Here is a 15,983-nt window from a genome sequence, read left to right as displayed (position 1 = left end):
CCGACCGCGCGATTGGCCGTTGTCCGGAGCCCCCGAACGGGCCTAAACATCCAGAAGAATCAGCAGGGTCACGCTGCGGGATGAGCGGTTCCCCAAGCTTCCAAGGCCTGTTAAGAAGGCGCCCGCTCCGACGGAGCGAGAAGCCGGGTCGCTTCGCCCGCCGCCAACCTGTTTGCGAGAGTTTCCGGATTTGTTTGCCGTCAACAGGAATGGCTTCTGAATGAGCCTCTTCGGAAGTTTCAAGGCCGCCGCGCTGGACCTGTACCGCGGCGTGCTCCTGACGCCTCTGTGGTGGCGGGTCAGCGTCGAGCAGACCGTGACGCGCTACCGCCGCAGCCTGCTGGGCCCCGTCTGGATGGCCAGCACCACCCTGGCCACCGCCTTCTCCCTGGCCATCGTGTTCGGTTCGATCTTCGGCGGCGACGCCAAGGACAACCTGTCCTTCATCATGATCGGCGTGGTCGGCTGGTCGATCACCGGCGGCATCCTGCCCGAGATCGCCAACACCTTCGTCAACGCCGCCGGCGTGATGCAGGTGCGCAACCTGCCCCTGAGCTTTCACGCCTTCCAGCAGATGAGCAAGATCTTCATCAACTTCCTCCACCAGGTCGTCGGGCTGTGGCTGGTGCTGATGCTGATGAAGCTGGCGGTGATCCCGCACTGGACCCTGCTGGTCAACCTGCCCATCGCCCTGCTGACGGGCCTGTTCATCAGCATTCCGCTGGGCATGATCTCGGTGCGCTTCCGCGACATCAACTACATGGTCGGCTTTGTCGCCCAGAGCCTGTTCATGCTCACACCCGTGTTTTGGAAGCGCACACAGGTTCCTGCGGATATGCGCTGGATCGTCGATCTCAACCCCTTCGCGCACCTGCTTGATATTGTCAGGTACCCATTGATGGGCGCCGCCGCGCCGGCCCACGATGTCTACGCGTCGCTGGCCTTCCTCGGCGTCGCCGCGCTGTTTACGCTGATCAGCCTGACCCTGGTCCGCACCCGCGTCGTGTTCTGGCTGTAGGCGACATGAACAGTTCCATCGAACTCACCGACGTCACGCTCGACTACAACCTCTACAGCGTGCGCGCCCAGTCGCTGCGCAACACCGTGCTGAACATGGCCGTCGGCGGCCGCCTGATCCAGGCCGGCAAGGACGTGACCTTCGTGCGGGCGCTGTCGAACGTCAGCCTCAAGCTGCAGGAAGGCGACCGCCTGGCCGTGATCGGCCACAACGGTTCGGGCAAGACCTCGCTGTTGAAGATCCTGGCCGGCATCTATTCGCCGACCTCGGGCAAGGTGGATGTGCGCGGGCGGATCAGCTCGATGATCTCGATCTCGGTCGGCCTCGACATCGAGGCCTCGGGTCTGGAGAACATCCGCAACCTGGCCATGATGCAGATGATGTCGGACCGCGAGATCAAGAAGCGCCTGCCCTCGATCGTCGAGTTCTCCGGCCTGGGCGCCTTCGTGCACATGCCGCTGAAGACCTATTCGGCCGGCATGGCCGCGCGCCTGACCTTCTCGGTGGCCACCCAGATGGACGCCGACATCCTGATCATGGACGAGTGGATCAGCGCTGGCGACGCCGACTTCCAGAAGCGGGCCGCAGACCGCCTCAACAGCATGGTCGATTCCGCCAAGATCGTTGTCCTGGCCACCCACGACTATCAACTGGCCGCCAAGGTCTGCAACAAGGTCATGACCATGGAATCCGGCGTGCCGACCTTCCTTGGGACCACCGAGGAATGGCTCGCGAGAAGCAGCGCCGCGTGAGCGAGCGGCTTCCCGCGCCCCGGAAGGCCGTCGAGCCGACCGGATCGCCCGGCCAGTTCAGGGCCCAGGCCGCCGATGCGGAGATGCTGTTTCGTCTGACCCGGGCCGAGCAGCCGCAGTTTGACGACGTGGCCTCGGTTCGCATCAGCGTTCAACTCCGCGCGATCGAGGGCGAGATCCAGACGCCCAGCGTGCTGATCGACTGGGGCGACGGCCTGGCGCTGGCGACGCCGGTGGCGCTGAAGCGGCTTGGCGATGACGCCTATGTCGTCGTGGCCCACACCAATGCCGGCGCCCTGCGCCAGATCGTGCTTCTGCCGTCCGGCGCGCCCTGCCTGTTCGAACTGAGCGGGTTCCGGGTCGATCCCGCAGCCGAGCCCGCAGCCGGCGCCCCGCGACTTTCGGCGCCCCGCCGGCTGCTGCGCGCCGCGCTTCGCGGACTTTCCCCGGGCGTCGCGCGCGGTATCCGCATCATCCTCCGGACTCTAAGCGATCCCAAGAGCACGATCCGTCTGGCGCGTCAGACGATGAGAAATCGCCGCCAGGACCCCTGGCGCGAGTCCTATCAGCACGCCTTTGACGTGGCGCGGCACGCCTTCAGCCCCCACTTCGCCGCCCCGGCCCTGGGTCCGCCGCCCCGCGCCGACGATGCGCCCCGGGTGCTGGCCTTCTACCTGCCGCAGTACCATCCGTTCCCCGAGAACGATCAGTGGTGGGGCAAGGGCTTCACCGAGTGGACCAATGTCAGCAAGGCCACGCCCCAGTTCGTAGGCCACTACCAGCCGCGCCTGCCGGGCGAGCTGGGCTTCTACGACCTGCGGGTGCCCGAGGTGCTGCAGGCCCAGGCGGCGATGGCCCGCAACGCCGGCGTCGACGCCTTCTGCTTCCACTACTACTGGTTCGGCGGAAAACGCCTGCTGGAGCGTCCGCTCGACGCCTTTGTCGCCGACCCGGAAATCGACCTGCCGTTCGCCCTGTGCTGGGCCAACGAGAACTGGACCCGGCGCTGGGACGGCGACGAGCGGGACGTCCTGATGGCCCAGGACCATTCGCCGGAAGACGACCTGGCCCTGCTCGACGACCTAGCCCGCTACATGGCCTCGCCGCGCTATGTGCGGGTGGGCGGCAAGCCGCTGCTGATCGTCTATCGCCCCGACACCCTGCCCGACGCTGCGGCCACGCTGGAGCGCTGGCGCAACCGCGCCCGAGAGCGCGGGATCGGCGAGCTGTTCATCCTCTGCACCAACGCCTTTGGCTTCTCGGCCTGGCGCGACGCCGGCTTTGACGGCCTGGTCGAGTTCCCGCCCCACGCCCTGCAGAAGGGCGAGATCACCGACACGGTCGAGCGCCTGAACCTGGATTTCGCGGGCCGGATCTACGACTACGACACGATCGTCGACGGACGCATCGCGGCCTTGGAGGCGCGCCAGGACGCCCGGATCTATCCCGGCGTCATGCCGTCCTGGGACAACGAGGCCCGCAAGCCGGGCTTCGGCAACATCTTCCACAATGTCACGCCGCAGCGCTTCCACGACTGGGCCGGCGCCGCCCTGGACTGCTCTACGCGCCTGGCCCCGCCCGATGAGCGGCTGGTGTTCGTCAACGCCTGGAACGAGTGGGGCGAAGGGACCTATCTGGAGCCCGACCGCTGGCTGGGCCACGCCTCGGCCCAGGCCCTGCGCAACGCCGTGGCCAGTCGCGCCCCGACGCCCGCGCGCGACCACCCCGCCGTGGCCGCCCCGCAGCAAGGCCCCCGCACGCATGACGCGGTCATGCTGTTCCACATCTTCTATGCCGACCTGATCGACGACCTGGCCCAGCGCCTGGCGCCGCTGCGGGACAGCATGGACGCCATCATCACCTTCCCCGAGCAGTGGCCGACGGCGGCGGTCGACGCCCTGGCCAGGGCCGTGCCGGGCGCTGTCCTGGTCCCCCTGCCCAATCACGGACGCGACGTGGTTCCGTTCCTGAAAGCGCTGAAGATCGCGCGGGCGCGCGGCCACACCGTGTTCTGCAAGGCCCATACGAAGAAGTCGCCGCACCGCTCGGACGGCGCCGCCTGGCGCGATCGCCTGCTGGACGGCCTGATGTCGCCCGAGCGCGCCCAGGCGGCCCTGGCGGCGTTCGCGCAGGACGGACGGCTGGGCCTGCTGGCGCCGGAGAACGCCCGGATGCTGTTCAGCGACCCGGGGGTCATGACCCACAATGCCGAGGGCGTGGACCAGCTCTCCCGCGAACTGAACTTCCGCTATGGTCCCGACACGGCTTTCCCGGCCGGCACCATGTTCTGGGGTCGCATCGCGGCGTTCGAGGCGCTGGTCGGTCACGACCTGACCTTCGAGCCCGAACTGGGACGGGTGGACGGCACCCTGGCCCATGCCTTTGAGCGCAGCGTCGGCTGCCTGGTCGAAACGGCCGGCTTCCGGGTGCAGTGGAGCCTGTAAGGCTCCGAAACCAAAAGGGGCGCGCCAGGCGCGCCCCTTGGTAGTCCTGGATCAGGCGGCCGCGGCGGCCACGGCCTCGGCGGTGATGCCGAACTCCTTGTAGAGACGCTCGAACGGGGCGCTGGCGCCAAAGCCGGTCATGCCGATGAAGGCGCCGTCCTCGCCGATGAAGCGCTCCCAGCCCTGACGGATGCCCGCCTCGACCGCGACGCGCTTGGCCGCCGTGCCGATGACGGCCTTGCGATAGGCGGCCGGTTGCTGCTCGAACAGCTCCCAGCAGGGAACCGAGACCACGCGGGTCGGCTTGCCCTGACCCTGCAGGATGTCGCGCGCGGCGACGGCCACGCCGACCTCGGTGCCGGTCGCGAAGATCGTCACCGCCGCCTCGCCGCCCTCGGCCGCCAGCAGCTCATAGGCGCCCTTGGCCGAAAGGTTCTGTTCGCCCGAAGTGCGGACGCCGGGGGTCTTCTGGCGCGACAGGGCCATGACCGACGGGGTGGTGGTCTGCTGCAGGGCGATCTTCCAGCACTCGGCGGCTTCCACCGCGTCGGCCGGACGGAAGACCAGCAGGTTGGGAATGGCGCGCAAGCTGGCCACATGCTCGACCGGCTGGTGGGTCGGGCCGTCCTCGCCCAGACCGATGGAGTCGTGGGTCATCACGTGGATGACCTTGGCCCCCATCAGGGCGCCCAGACGGATCGCCGCGCGGCTGTAGTCGGCAAACGCCAGGAAGGTGCCCGAATAGGGGATGACGCCGCCGTGCAGGGCCATGCCGTTCATCGCCGCCGCCATGCCGAACTCGCGCACGCCATAGTGGACGTAGCGGCCGGCATAGTCGGGGGTGTCGAACGCCGTCATGCCCTTGACGAAGGTGTTGTTGGAGCCGGTCAGGTCGGCCGAGCCGCCGATCATTTCCGGGATCGCCGGGATCAGGTGGTCCAGGGCCGCGCCCGAATGAACGCGGGTGGCGTTGGCCGGCTTGGTTTCCGCCATCTTGGCGATGTGGGCGTCGACGGCTTCAAAAGCCTTGGCCGGCAGGCCGCCCGACATGGCGCGCGTGAACTCGGCGGCGTGGGCCGAGGCCTTCAGGCCCGCTTCCCAGGCCTTGCGGACCTTGGCGCCGCGACGGCCGACGCTCTTCCAGGCCTTGGCGATGTCGTCGGGCACGGTGAACGGCGCGGCGTCCCAGCCCATGGCGACGCGCGAGGCGGCGATCTCGGGATCAAACAGGGTGTAGCCGTGGCTGTGGGGGTCGCCTTCTTTCGGACCCGCGCCTTTGGAGATCAGCGTCTTGCACGCGATCATGGTCGGGCGGTCCTGCTTGGTCGCCCAGCGCAGGGCGGCGGCGATCTTGCCGTGGTCGTGGCCGTCGACGACCTTGACCGCCCAGCCGGCGGCCTTGAAGCGCATCACCTGGTCGCCGGTCTCGGAGATGGTGGCGACGCCGTCGATGGTGGTGTTGTTGTCGTCGAACAGCACGGTCAGCTTGGACAGCTTCAGGCGGCCGGCGATGCTGATGGCCTCATGGCTGACGCCTTCCATCAGGCAGCCGTCGCCGGCGATCACCCAGGTGCGGTGATCGACGATGTCCTTGCCAAAGCGCGACGCCAGATGCGCCTCGGCCATGGCCATGCCAACGGCAGTGGCCAGGCCCTGGCCCAGCGGGCCAGTGGTGCATTCAACGCCCGGCGTGTGGTGGACTTCCGGGTGGCCGGGGGTCAGCGAACCCCACTGACGGAAGTTTTCGATCTCCTTCATCGTCATGGCCTTGAAGCCGGTCAGATGAAGCAGGGAATAGATCAGCATCGAGCCGTGGCCCGCCGACAGCACGAAGCGGTCGCGGTCGGCCCAGTCGGGCTTGGCGGCGTCGAACTTGAGGAACTTGCTCCACAGCACCGTCGCGACATCGGCCATGCCCATCGGCATGCCCTGGTGTCCGGACTTGGCCTTGTGGACCGCATCCATGGAAAGGACGCGGATCGCGTCGGCCATTTTGATGGGCGAAACGGGCATGGGCGTTCGTCTTTGTTCGTTATGTTTTGCAGGGCTGCGCGGGCGCGAGGTCGCACGATGACCCCCTCGGGTCAAGGTTTGCGGGCCTTGGCGTGACACTTCGGCGACGTATCGGTGCTTTGCAACAACGGGCGGACGGGCTATAGCTTGATCGAGACTTATGCTCATTTTCAGCATAACTAAGGGTCCAGCCTTGGCGAACCTGCCGTTCTTCTCACCCTACCGCCACGGCTTCGTCCGGGTCGCCACCGCTGTACCGAAGGTCAAGCTGGTCGATCCGGCCGCCAATGCCGCCAGCGTGCTGGACCTGGTCGGCCAGGCCGATGCGGCCGGCGTGGCGGTGCTGGTGTTCCCGGAACTGGGCCTGACAGGCTATTCCATAGACGACCTGCTGCAGCAGAACGCCCTGCTGGACGCCGTAGAAGCCGCGATCGAGACCCTGGCCCGGGCCAGCGCCACCCTGGCCCCGCTGTTCGTGGTCGGCGCGCCGCTGCGCGTGGACGGCCGGCTCTACAACACCGCTGTCGCCATCCAGGGCGGCGCGGTGCGGGGGGTGATCCCCAAGAGCTTCCTGCCCAACTATCGCGAATTCTATGAGCGCCGCTGGTTCACGCCGGGCGCCGGCGTGGTCGGCAAGACCGTGACCCTGGCGGGCGAGACCGTGCCGTTCGGGACCGACATCCTGCTGCGGAGCGGCGGCCCGTCGTCGTTCACGATCGGCGTGGAAATCTGCGAGGATGTCTGGACGCCCACCCCGCCCAGCACCGCGCAGGCCATGGCCGGGGCGGAGATCCTGCTGAACCTGTCGGCCAGCAACATCACAATCGGCAAGTCCGAAACCCGCCGCCTGCTGTGCGCCAGCCAGTCGGCCCGGGCCATCGCCGCCTATGTCTATTCGGCCGCCGGAGCCGGCGAGAGCTCAACCGACGTGGCCTGGGACGGCCATGCCGACATTCACGAGATGGGCCAGCTGCTGGCCGAGACCCCGCGCTTTTCGACCACCGCCGTGATGGCCATGGCCGATGTCGACGTCGACCGCATCCGCCAGGAGCGCATGCGGGTGGTCAGCTTTGGCGACGCCGCGACCCTGGCGCCGAGCGCGTTCCGGATCGTTCCGTTCGACTTCACCCCGCCGGCCGGCGATCTGGCCCTGGCCCGCATGGTCGAGCGCTTCCCGTTCACGCCGTCGGATCCCGCGCAGCTGAGCGACAACTGCTACGAAGCCTACAATATCCAGGTCCAGGGCCTGGCCCGCCGGGTCGAGGCCTCGGGCCTGAAAAAGCTGGTGATCGGCATTTCCGGGGGTCTGGATTCCACCCACGCCCTGATCGTCGCGGCCAAGGCGATGGACCAGCTGGGCCTGCCGCGCAGCAACATCCTGGCCTACACCCTGCCCGGCTTCGCGACCTCGGACCGCACCAGATCCAACGCCTGGAAGCTGATGAAGGCGATGGGCGTGTCGGCCGACGAGATCGACATCCGCCCGGCGGCCGAGCAAATGCTGAAGGACCTCGACCACCCCTATTCGCGGGGCGAGCCGGTCTATGACGTGACGTTCGAGAACGTCCAGGCGGGCCTGCGCACCGACTATCTGTTCCGGCTGGCCAACCACAACGGCGCCTTGGTGGTGGGCACCGGCGACCTGTCGGAACTGGCCCTGGGCTGGTGCACCTATGGCGTCGGCGACCAGATGAGCCACTACAACCCCAATTGCGGCGTGGCCAAGACCCTGATCCAGCACCTGATCCGCTTCGTGGCGGCCTCGGGCGATGTCGATGCGGCGACGGCCGATCTGCTGGAGGATATCCTCGATACCGAGATCTCGCCCGAGCTGGTGCCCGGCGAGCAGGTGCAGGCCACCGAGAGCTTCGTCGGCCCCTACGCCCTGCAGGACTTCAATCTCTACTACCTGACCCGCTACGGCATGAGCCCGTCGAAGATCGCCTTCCTGGCCTGGACCGCCTGGCATGACGCCACGGCCGGCGCCTGGCCGGTCGGGACGCCGGACGCCCAGCGCAAGGCCTACGACCTGCCGGAGATCAAGCGCTGGCTGGAGCTGTTCCTGCGCCGGTTCTTCGCCAACCAGTTCAAGCGCTCGGCCATGCCCAACGGCCCGAAGATTTCCTCCGGCGGGGCCCTGTCGCCGCGCGGCGACTGGCGGATGCCGTCCGACGCGACGGCCGACATCTGGCTGGCCGAACTGCACGCCAATACGGCGGTCTAGCGAAACGACGCTAAGCGTCGTTTTCCAGACATGACGCGGAGGCCCGTGTTAGTGGCTTTGCTGGGGTCGGGAAAAGCGTGAGGACAACGTTGGGCGCGATATATCCGGTGATCCTGTGCGGTGGGTCTGGCACCCGTCTTTGGCCCGCTTCCCGTGCGGATCAGCCCAAGCAGTTCCTGAAGCTGATCGGCCAGACTTCTAGTTTCCAGGATACCGTGTTGCGTGTGAAGGACCTTCCCGGCCGCGCCGAGATCGTCATTGTCACCGGCGAGGCAATGGTGGGTTTCGTGCAGGATCAGACCGCCGAGATAGGCGTGTCGGTCACTGTGCTGGTCGAGCCAGAGGCGCGGGACTCAGCCCCCGCCGTCGCGGCCGCCGCCGCCTATGTTGAGCAGCGCGATCCAGACGGCGTGGCGCTGATGCTTGCGGCAGACCATCACATCGTTGAGCCCGAAATTTTCGCCCAGGCCGCAATCACCGCCGCCAGGGCTGCTGACGAAGGCCTGATCGTCACCTTCGGCGTCAAGCCCACGGGGCCCGCGACAGGCTTTGGCTATATTCGGCCCGGAAAGCCGCTGCTGGACGGCTCCGTGAGCGCCGTGGCCGCTTTCGTCGAAAAGCCGGATCGGGCGACGGCGGAGACCTATGTCGCTGAGGGATACTACTGGAACAGCGGCAATTTCGCCTTCAAGGCGGCCGTGCTTCTGGGGGAGCTGGACGTCTTCGAGCCCACCGTTTCAGCGGCCGCTCGCGCCTGTATGGTAGGCCTTCAGATGGACGGCGGCACAGCCCGTCTGGACCGTGCCGCCTTCGCGGGCGCCGCCAAGATATCGCTCGACTATGCGGTGATGGAGCGCACCCAGAAAGCTGCCGTGGCGCCCGCCGCCTTCTCGTGGTCGGACCTCGGCGCGTGGGATGCGATCTGGGACGTCTCGACCACCGACCCTTCGGGCAACGCAGCCGTCGGAGACGTGACGCTGATCGACAGCCGAAACGTTCTGGTGCGCTCGACAGGACCCTTTGTCGGCGCGATCGGCGTCGAGGACCTGGTGATCATCGCCGAGCCGGACGCGATTCTGGTCTGTCGCCGCGACGCAAGCCAGGCCGTCAAGACCTTGGTTGATGGCCTAAAACGCGACGGCCGCTCCATCGCCATCGGCCATGACCGGGACGACCGACCTCGCAGGGTCCTGGCGGCGGCGGCCGATTGGGAAGTGTCCGTTTGGACCCTGGCTCCGCACGAAACCGCCGCCTTGCCCCCCGGCTCGGTTCAAGTGCTGGCTGGCGAGACCTCGCTAGGCGCGCTTCTCAACGTCATTGAGGCGCCAACGATCGTCACCGCCCAAACCGCTGCGACCCTGCTGGTCACCCGGCGGCCGTAACCCCCCGGTCCATCTCCGCGATGGCGCAGACGATGTGATAGAACGAAGAGGCCGGGGCGGCTTCCTCGACAAAGGCGCCGTCGGGCTTGAGCTTGTCGCGCCACAGGCCCGGCACAGGCGTGCGCAGATACTGCAGCAGCCCCTCGGCGCCCTCGGCGGCCACGCCCCACCACTTGTCGTCGCCCGTGACCTCGGCGGCCAGCACGCCGGCCTTGATCCGTTCGGTCTGCGGCCAAAGGCGCGCGCCGGCGTCGTGGGCGGTCATGTCGTCGAGCATGGCGTTCATGCCCACGCCGCGCTCGGGATCGACGCCCTTCGTCTCGGCCAGGTCGATCATCCGCAGGGCGGCGGCGATGGCGTCGGGACGCCCGGCCAGCTTGCCCCAGCGCAGCAGCAGCCAGGCCCACTCGTACTGGTGGCCCGGCTCCCAGATCCGGCCGGCCACGCCCGGGGCGGGGTTCCATTGGTCGTCGAAGAACTCGCGCAGCGCGCCGGTCTCGGCGGAGATGAACTTCGACAGCGCCAGCTCGGCGATCTCGTCGGCCAGGGCGCGCCACTTGGGATCGGCGTCGATGGCGTTCCAGGCCAGGCAGGCCTCGAAGAGGTGCATGTGCGGGTTGGAATGCAGCGGCGGATCGGTCGGGGTCGACTCGTTGAAGCCGCCCAGCGGGTTCTTCAGCGTCGCATAGAGGGTCTCGCGCACCGAGACGGCGACCTCGCGCAGATCGCTGCGCCCCGTCACCGCGCAGGCATTGGCCAGAGCGAACATCGCGAACGCCTGGTCATAGAGGGCCGAGGTGTCGTCCAGGCTGACCCCGCCCGGGCCGACCAGGGCTCGGAACAGGCCGTCGGGCTTGCGATAGACGTCGAGATAATAGCTCAGGCCGTGCTCCACCGCCTGCCGCCACGGGCCGGTCCAGCCCAGGTCCCTGGCGGCGGCGAAGGCGTAGATCTGGCGCGGCAGCACCCGGCCCCGGCGCGGCGAATCCTTGGCCTCACCGGACTGCTCGATGGTCTCGAAAAAGCCGCCACCCTTATGATCGGCCCCGACGGTCCACCACAGCGGGAAGGCGGTCGACAGCGCCCAGCCCTTCAGCCGGTCGCGCAGGCGAGCGGCGTCGGTCAGGGCGCTGTTGGGGGCGTCGGACATCGAGAACTCTCCAGGTGCGGGTGTTTTCTAGTCGCGTTCTTACATCGCCGCCAAGACGATGGCTTGGCGCCCCGCAACGACAGGCGATAAAGCTCGACTTATGGACATCCCACCGCCCCTTCGCGCCGTCTTCCTCGACCGGGATGGCGTGCTCAATATCGATCACGGCTATATCGCCGATCCGACCCGGCTGGAGTGGATCGACGGCGCGCGCGAGGCGGTGGCGGCCATGACCCGGGCAGGCCTGACGGTGATGGTGGTCACCAACCAGTCGGGGATCGGCCGGGGCTATTTCGCGGAAGAGGCCATGCACGCCTTCCACGCCGAGATGCAGGCGCAGCTGGCGCCGCTGGGCGGCCGGATCGACGCCTTCTATTTCGCGCCCCACCACGAAGATGCGGCGATCGAGACCTATCGCGTCGTCGACCATCCGGACCGCAAGCCCAATCCCGGCATGGTGCTGCGGGGCCTGGCCGATTTCAGCCTGGCGCCCGCCGAGGCGGTGATCATCGGCGACCGGTCCAGCGACGTCGAGGCCGGCCGCCGCGCCGGGGTGGCGGGCCATCTGTTCCGGGGCGGCGACCTGCACGCCTTCGTCCTCGCGGTGCTGGGCGACCGGGTTCCGGGCCTGAAATGACCCTGAGGGTCCTGCAGTTCGGGGCCACGGGGCAGGTCGGCCAGGCGCTGATCGCCGCGGCGGCGGGAAGGATCGACCTGAAGACCCTCTCGCGGGCCGAGGTCGACCTGACCGATCCCGCAGCCGTCCGCGCCGCGATCCTGGCGACCGACTGCGACCTGGTCTGGAACGCCGCCGCCTTCACGATGGTCGACAGGGCCGAGAGCGAACCCGAGGCCGCCTTCGCGGTCAACGGGGCCGCGCCCGGGGCCATGGCCGCCGCCTGCGCCGAGCGCGGCCTGCCCTTCATCCATCTGTCGACCGACAGCGTCTTCGACGGCCAGACGACCCGGCCCTATGTCGAAACCGACGCCGCCGAGCCGATCAGCGTCTATGGCCGCTCGAAACTGGCCGGCGAGCAGGCGGTGCTGGCCCAGCCGCGCACGGCGGTGCTGCGGGTCTCGTGGGTGTTCTCCCCTTATGGCCGCAACTACGTCGCGTTCATGCTGGACCTGGGCCGCACGCGCGAGGTGCTGCAGATGGTCGCCGACCAGTATGGCAGCCCCACCGACGGCGAGGCCCTGGCCGGGTTCATGGTCGCCGGCGCCGGGCGCTGGGCGGGCGCTCAGGCCGATGATCCGGCCTTTGGCCTGTTCCACTTCGCCAATGCCGGCGAGACCAGCCGTTTCGACTTCGCCAGGGCCGCCCTCGACCGCGACCCGCTGACCCGGGCGCGACTGGAACCGACGACCCAGAGCGCTTTCGCCGAGGCCGCCGCCCGACCGCCGCGCTCGCCGTTGGACAGCGGCAAGCTGGCCGCGACCTTCGGTTTCACCCCACAGCCCTGGAAGCCGGCCGTCGAGCGGGTGGCCGACCAGCTGGTCCGTAACGGCTTGTGAACTCGCCGATGCTGGCGCGCGACGGCCCGGCGCGATAAACCGGCCCAAAGCCCCACAAAAATCAGCGCAAGAGTCCCATGCAGATCTTCCTCGACAGCACCGACACCAAGGTCATCGCCGACCTGGCCTCCACCGGCCTCGTGGACGGCGTGACCACCAACCCGACCCTGATCGCCAAGTCGGGCCGTCCGATGCTGGAAGTGATCGCCGAGATCTGCGACCTGGTGCCCGGCCCGATCAGCGCCGAAGTCGCCGCCACCACCGCCGACGCCATGATCGCCGAAGGCACGAAGCTGGCCGGCATCGCGCCCAATGTCGTGGTCAAGATCCCGCTGACCCGCGATGGTTTGATCGCCTGCGCCGCCTTCGCCAGCGAGGGCATCTCGACCAATGTCACCCTGTGCTTCTCGCCGACCCAGGCCCTGCTGGCCGCCAAGGCCGGCGCGACCTTCGTCTCGCCGTTCATCGGCCGGCTGGACGACTACGGCTTCGACGGCATGGACCTGATCCGCGACATCCGCACCATCTATGACAATTTCGGCTACGAGACCGAGATCCTGGCCGCCTCGGTGCGCAATGTCGCTCACGTCAAGGACGCGGCCATCGTCGGCGCCGACGTCGTCACCATCCCGCCCGCCGTGTTCAGCGACCTGTTCAAGCACCCGCTGACCGACAAGGGCCTGGAACAGTTCATGAAGGACTGGGCCGGCACCGGACAATCGATCCTTTAGGGCGACCTGATGAACGGCGCCGGACTCGCCCGGCGCCGTTCATATGAACACTGATTATTTCGCTTACGCGAACTGTGTTCGCATTTGCGATCTCGTGCGTTAGGCTGGCAGCAGCCACAGGGGAGACTGTCATGGTCCCGACCGACGCCACCGCCGAGATCCGCCTTGCCGATTCCGCCGAGGCCGCCAGCTTCTCGACCTTTGTTCAGGGCTTCCTGTCGGCCAACGGTTTTCCGTTCGTGATCATCCATGACGCGCCCGAGGTCGCCGGCCACATGCGTCGCGTGGTCTTCGAGGACGCCAGGGTCAGCCGCAAGTTCGCCCAGGAATGGGTGCGGCTGCGCGGAACCCTGGGCCAGGCCTAAAGCCGCGCCGGCGCCTGAGGGTGATCCTTCCAGGCCGGCATGCGGGCCCTGTAGGCGATCGTCTCACGCTCGGCCTGGGCGCGTCGCCTCAGGATCCGGTCGGCGGGGTCGACTTGCCCGCCCCGGATTTACGCCGGCGCATCGGCGCCTTCAGTCCAAACAGATGATGTTCCCCTTCGCCCGGCATGGCCGGCGAGGGATCCACGGCCTTGGTCGGGCGCGGCGGCGGCAGGTCGTCGCGCGCCGGGTCTTCGGACAACAGATGGGCGGTCAGCATCAGGTCGGTCTTGACCGAGGCGAAATCCTCCTTGGCCGTCCAGGCCCGGATCGCGGCCTGGGCGAAGGCTTCGGACAGGTCGGTGACCTCGATCTGCACGGCCGGCTCCTTGCGGATGCGCGCGTCGTTCTCGGCCCGCTCGCGCAGGCGCTTGAGCACCGCCACCAGATCGGTCTTCAGGGGAACCTTGAACAGCACGTCCACGCGGCGCGTGCGGTGGGCCGAATAGTTCAGGATCACATCGCCGAACACCTTGCTGTTGGGGATCATCACCTTGACGTTGTCGGGCGTGGCGATCTCGGTGAACAGCAGGTCCAGCGACTTGACCGTGCCGATGCGCGTCACGGTCTCGATGGTGTCGCCCACCCGATAGGGCCGGAACAGCAGGATCATCACCCCGGCGGCCACGTTCGACAGGGCGCCCTGCAGGGCCAGGCCGATGGCCAGGGACGCCGCGCCGAGGACGGCGATGATCGAGGTGGCCTGAACCCCGACCTGCTGCAGCACCGCCACCAGGCCGACGGCGATCACCGCATAGCGAACCAGCGAGGCGCCGAAGGACGCGAGCGTCGGGTCGGGATTGTTTCGGTGCACCCGGCCCAGGGCGCGGCTGACCACGCGCGCCGCCCAGCCGGCGACCCAGAAGGTCAGGCCCAGGATCAGGGCGGCGACCAGCAGATTGACCGCCACCTGGCCCAGCCAGTCCAGGAAGTGGGCCAGCATGGTCTCGTCGGCCTTCATATTGGCGACGGCGGGCAGGCGGGCGTCGGGTGGAATCACGGTGGGCTTGGTCATGGACCTCTCGATGGCGCCCCCGCGCGGAACGGTCAACGAACAGGGCCCGCAGGCCGTTCCCGACCCCGACCGCGAGGCTCCGCTTCGCGCCGGCGAAACAGTCGGTTACATCAATTGGGTCGAACTCGCCTCGATCCGCCTCTATGAGCGCCGCCCATGAGCATGCCCTTCATCGACCTGGCCGCCCAGCAACGCCGGATCCGCGACAAGATCGACGCCGCCATCGCCGGCGTGCTCGACAGCGGCGCCTATGTGATGGGTCCGCAGGTTCGCGAGTTCGAGGCCAAGCTGGCCGCCTTTGGCGAGGCCAAGCTGGCCCTGTCCTGCGCCAACGGCACCGACGCCATCGCCCTGCCGCTGATGGCCTGGGGCATCGGCAAGGGCGACGCGGTGTTCTGTCCGTCCTTCACCTTCGCCGCGACGCCCGAGGTGGTGCCGTGGGTCGATGCGACGCCGGTGTTTGTCGATATCCTGCCCGACACCTTCAACCTCGACCCCGCCGCGCTGGAGGCCGCGATCGCCGGCGTGAAGGCGCAGGGCAAGCTGACGCCCAAGGTCGTGATCGCCGTCGATCTGTTCGGCCAGCCCGCCGACTATCCGGCCATCAAGGCGATCTGCGACCGCGAGGGGATGAAGCTGATCGCTGACAGCGCCCAGGGCTTTGGCTGCACCCTGAACGGCCATCACCCGCTGCACTGGGCTGATGTGGCCACCACCAGCTTCTTCCCGGCCAAGCCGCTGGGCTGCTATGGCGACGGCGGGGCGGTGCTGACCAACGACCAGGACCTGTGGGACCTGATGGACAGCTACCGCGTCCACGGCAAGGCGGTGGCCCCGGACCTGGTGGGCCGCACCTTCGACCACGACACCAAATATCTGAACACCCGTATCGGCATGAACTCGCGGCTGGACACCATCCAGGCGGCGATCCTGATCGAGAAGCTGGCGATCTTCGCCGAGGAAATCCAGCTGCGTCAGACCGTGGCCGACCGCTATGCGGTGGGCCTTGAAGGCGCGGTCCTGGCGGTTCCCAGGGTGATCGACGGCGGCGTCTCGGTGTGGGCGCAATATGTCATCGAGCACGAGAACCGCGACGGCCTGGCCGCGCATCTGAAGACGCAGGGCATTCCCACGGCGGTCTATTATCCCGTGCCGATGCACATCCAGGCGCCCTATGCGGACTTCCCGCGCGGCGCGGGCGGCCTGCCGGTTACCGAGACCAAGGCCGAGACGGTGCTGGCCCTGCCGATGCACCCTTATCTGGAAGCGGCCGAGCAGCAGAAGATCATCGACGCGATCCGCGCCTTCAACGGCTAG

Annotated in this window: 13 protein-coding genes; 10 read left to right on the top strand and 3 right to left on the bottom strand. The window is 68.0% G+C overall.

From position 1 onward, the window contains the following. Positions 1 to 220 precede the first annotated feature (220 nt). The 3 genes from ACN2C7_RS01460 to ACN2C7_RS01450 are packed head-to-tail and all read left to right on the top strand — an operon-like array spanning position 221 to position 4,214. Complete coding sequence (locus ACN2C7_RS01460) at positions 221 to 1,018, top strand: ABC transporter permease (RefSeq protein ID WP_419319419.1); 798 nt, start codon at positions 221 to 223, stop codon at positions 1,016 to 1,018. 5 nt (positions 1,019 to 1,023) lie between these two features. Then, on the top strand, positions 1,024 to 1,770 hold the full coding sequence (locus tag ACN2C7_RS01455) for an ABC transporter ATP-binding protein (RefSeq protein ID WP_419319418.1): 747 nt from the start codon (positions 1,024 to 1,026) through the stop codon (positions 1,768 to 1,770). After that, entirely contained in the window at positions 1,767 to 4,214 is a 2,448-nt protein-coding gene (locus ACN2C7_RS01450; protein ID WP_419319417.1) for a glycoside hydrolase family 99-like domain-containing protein, read from the top strand. Before ACN2C7_RS01455 ends, ACN2C7_RS01450 begins: the two co-directional genes overlap by 4 nt. A 51-nt stretch (positions 4,215 to 4,265) precedes the next feature. Here the strand turns inward: ACN2C7_RS01450 and tkt are convergent, their stop codons facing one another. Beyond that, positions 4,266 to 6,227, bottom strand: a complete 1,962-nt coding sequence (gene tkt, locus ACN2C7_RS01445; RefSeq protein ID WP_419319416.1) for a transketolase — start codon at positions 6,225 to 6,227, stop codon at positions 4,266 to 4,268. A 193-nt stretch (positions 6,228 to 6,420) separates the two neighbouring features. Between tkt and ACN2C7_RS01440 the strand changes: the two genes are divergently transcribed. Both ACN2C7_RS01440 and ACN2C7_RS01435 read left to right on the top strand, forming a co-directional pair. After that, the gene (locus tag ACN2C7_RS01440; protein ID WP_419319415.1) at positions 6,421 to 8,451 is read left to right on the top strand and encodes an NAD(+) synthase; all 2,031 of its coding nucleotides are present in this window, start codon (positions 6,421 to 6,423) and stop codon (positions 8,449 to 8,451) included. Between the two features lie 89 nt (positions 8,452 to 8,540). Further along, entirely contained in the window at positions 8,541 to 9,833 is a 1,293-nt protein-coding gene (locus ACN2C7_RS01435) for a mannose-1-phosphate guanylyltransferase/mannose-6-phosphate isomerase (RefSeq protein WP_419319414.1), read from the top strand. Here ACN2C7_RS01435 and ACN2C7_RS01430 read toward each other — a convergent pair. After that, positions 9,817 to 10,983 (bottom strand): AGE family epimerase/isomerase, encoded by a 1,167-nt coding sequence (locus ACN2C7_RS01430; RefSeq protein ID WP_419319413.1) that lies wholly within the window; start codon positions 10,981 to 10,983, stop codon positions 9,817 to 9,819. The genes ACN2C7_RS01435 and ACN2C7_RS01430 overlap by 17 nt on opposite strands. Before the next feature lie 100 nt (positions 10,984 to 11,083). Between ACN2C7_RS01430 and ACN2C7_RS01425 the strand changes: the two genes are divergently transcribed. The 4 genes from ACN2C7_RS01425 to ACN2C7_RS01410 all read left to right on the top strand — a co-directional run bounded on the left by ACN2C7_RS01425 (position 11,084) and on the right by ACN2C7_RS01410 (position 13,594). Continuing rightward, positions 11,084 to 11,620, top strand: coding sequence for a D-glycero-alpha-D-manno-heptose-1,7-bisphosphate 7-phosphatase (locus ACN2C7_RS01425; RefSeq protein ID WP_419319412.1), 537 nt, complete (start codon positions 11,084 to 11,086; stop codon positions 11,618 to 11,620). Continuing rightward, entirely contained in the window at positions 11,617 to 12,498 is an 882-nt protein-coding gene (gene rfbD / locus ACN2C7_RS01420; protein ID WP_419319411.1) for a dTDP-4-dehydrorhamnose reductase, read from the top strand. The genes ACN2C7_RS01425 and rfbD overlap by 4 nt, the downstream gene beginning before the upstream one ends. 77 nt (positions 12,499 to 12,575) lie before the next feature. Beyond that, positions 12,576 to 13,229, top strand: coding sequence for a fructose-6-phosphate aldolase (fsa, locus tag ACN2C7_RS01415; protein ID WP_419319410.1), 654 nt, complete (start codon positions 12,576 to 12,578; stop codon positions 13,227 to 13,229). A 131-nt stretch (positions 13,230 to 13,360) separates the two neighbouring features. Then, positions 13,361 to 13,594 (top strand): hypothetical protein, encoded by a 234-nt coding sequence (locus tag ACN2C7_RS01410; protein WP_419319409.1) that lies wholly within the window; start codon positions 13,361 to 13,363, stop codon positions 13,592 to 13,594. Between the two features lie 88 nt (positions 13,595 to 13,682). Here ACN2C7_RS01410 and ACN2C7_RS01405 read toward each other — a convergent pair whose 3' ends face one another. Then, the gene (locus ACN2C7_RS01405) at positions 13,683 to 14,666 is read right to left on the bottom strand and encodes a mechanosensitive ion channel family protein (RefSeq protein WP_419319408.1); all 984 of its coding nucleotides are present in this window, start codon (positions 14,664 to 14,666) and stop codon (positions 13,683 to 13,685) included. Between the two features lie 156 nt (positions 14,667 to 14,822). Here ACN2C7_RS01405 and ACN2C7_RS01400 point away from each other — a divergent pair, with 156 nt between their 5' ends. Continuing rightward, entirely contained in the window at positions 14,823 to 15,983 is a 1,161-nt protein-coding gene (locus tag ACN2C7_RS01400) for a DegT/DnrJ/EryC1/StrS family aminotransferase (RefSeq protein WP_419319407.1), read from the top strand.

This window comes from Caulobacter sp. ErkDOM-E (assembly GCF_048541895.1).
In the GTDB taxonomy this organism is placed as follows: Bacteria; Pseudomonadota; Alphaproteobacteria; order Caulobacterales; family Caulobacteraceae; genus Caulobacter.
Note: the sequence above shows the minus strand (reverse complement) of the source record. Positions and strands in the feature narration are given on the sequence as shown.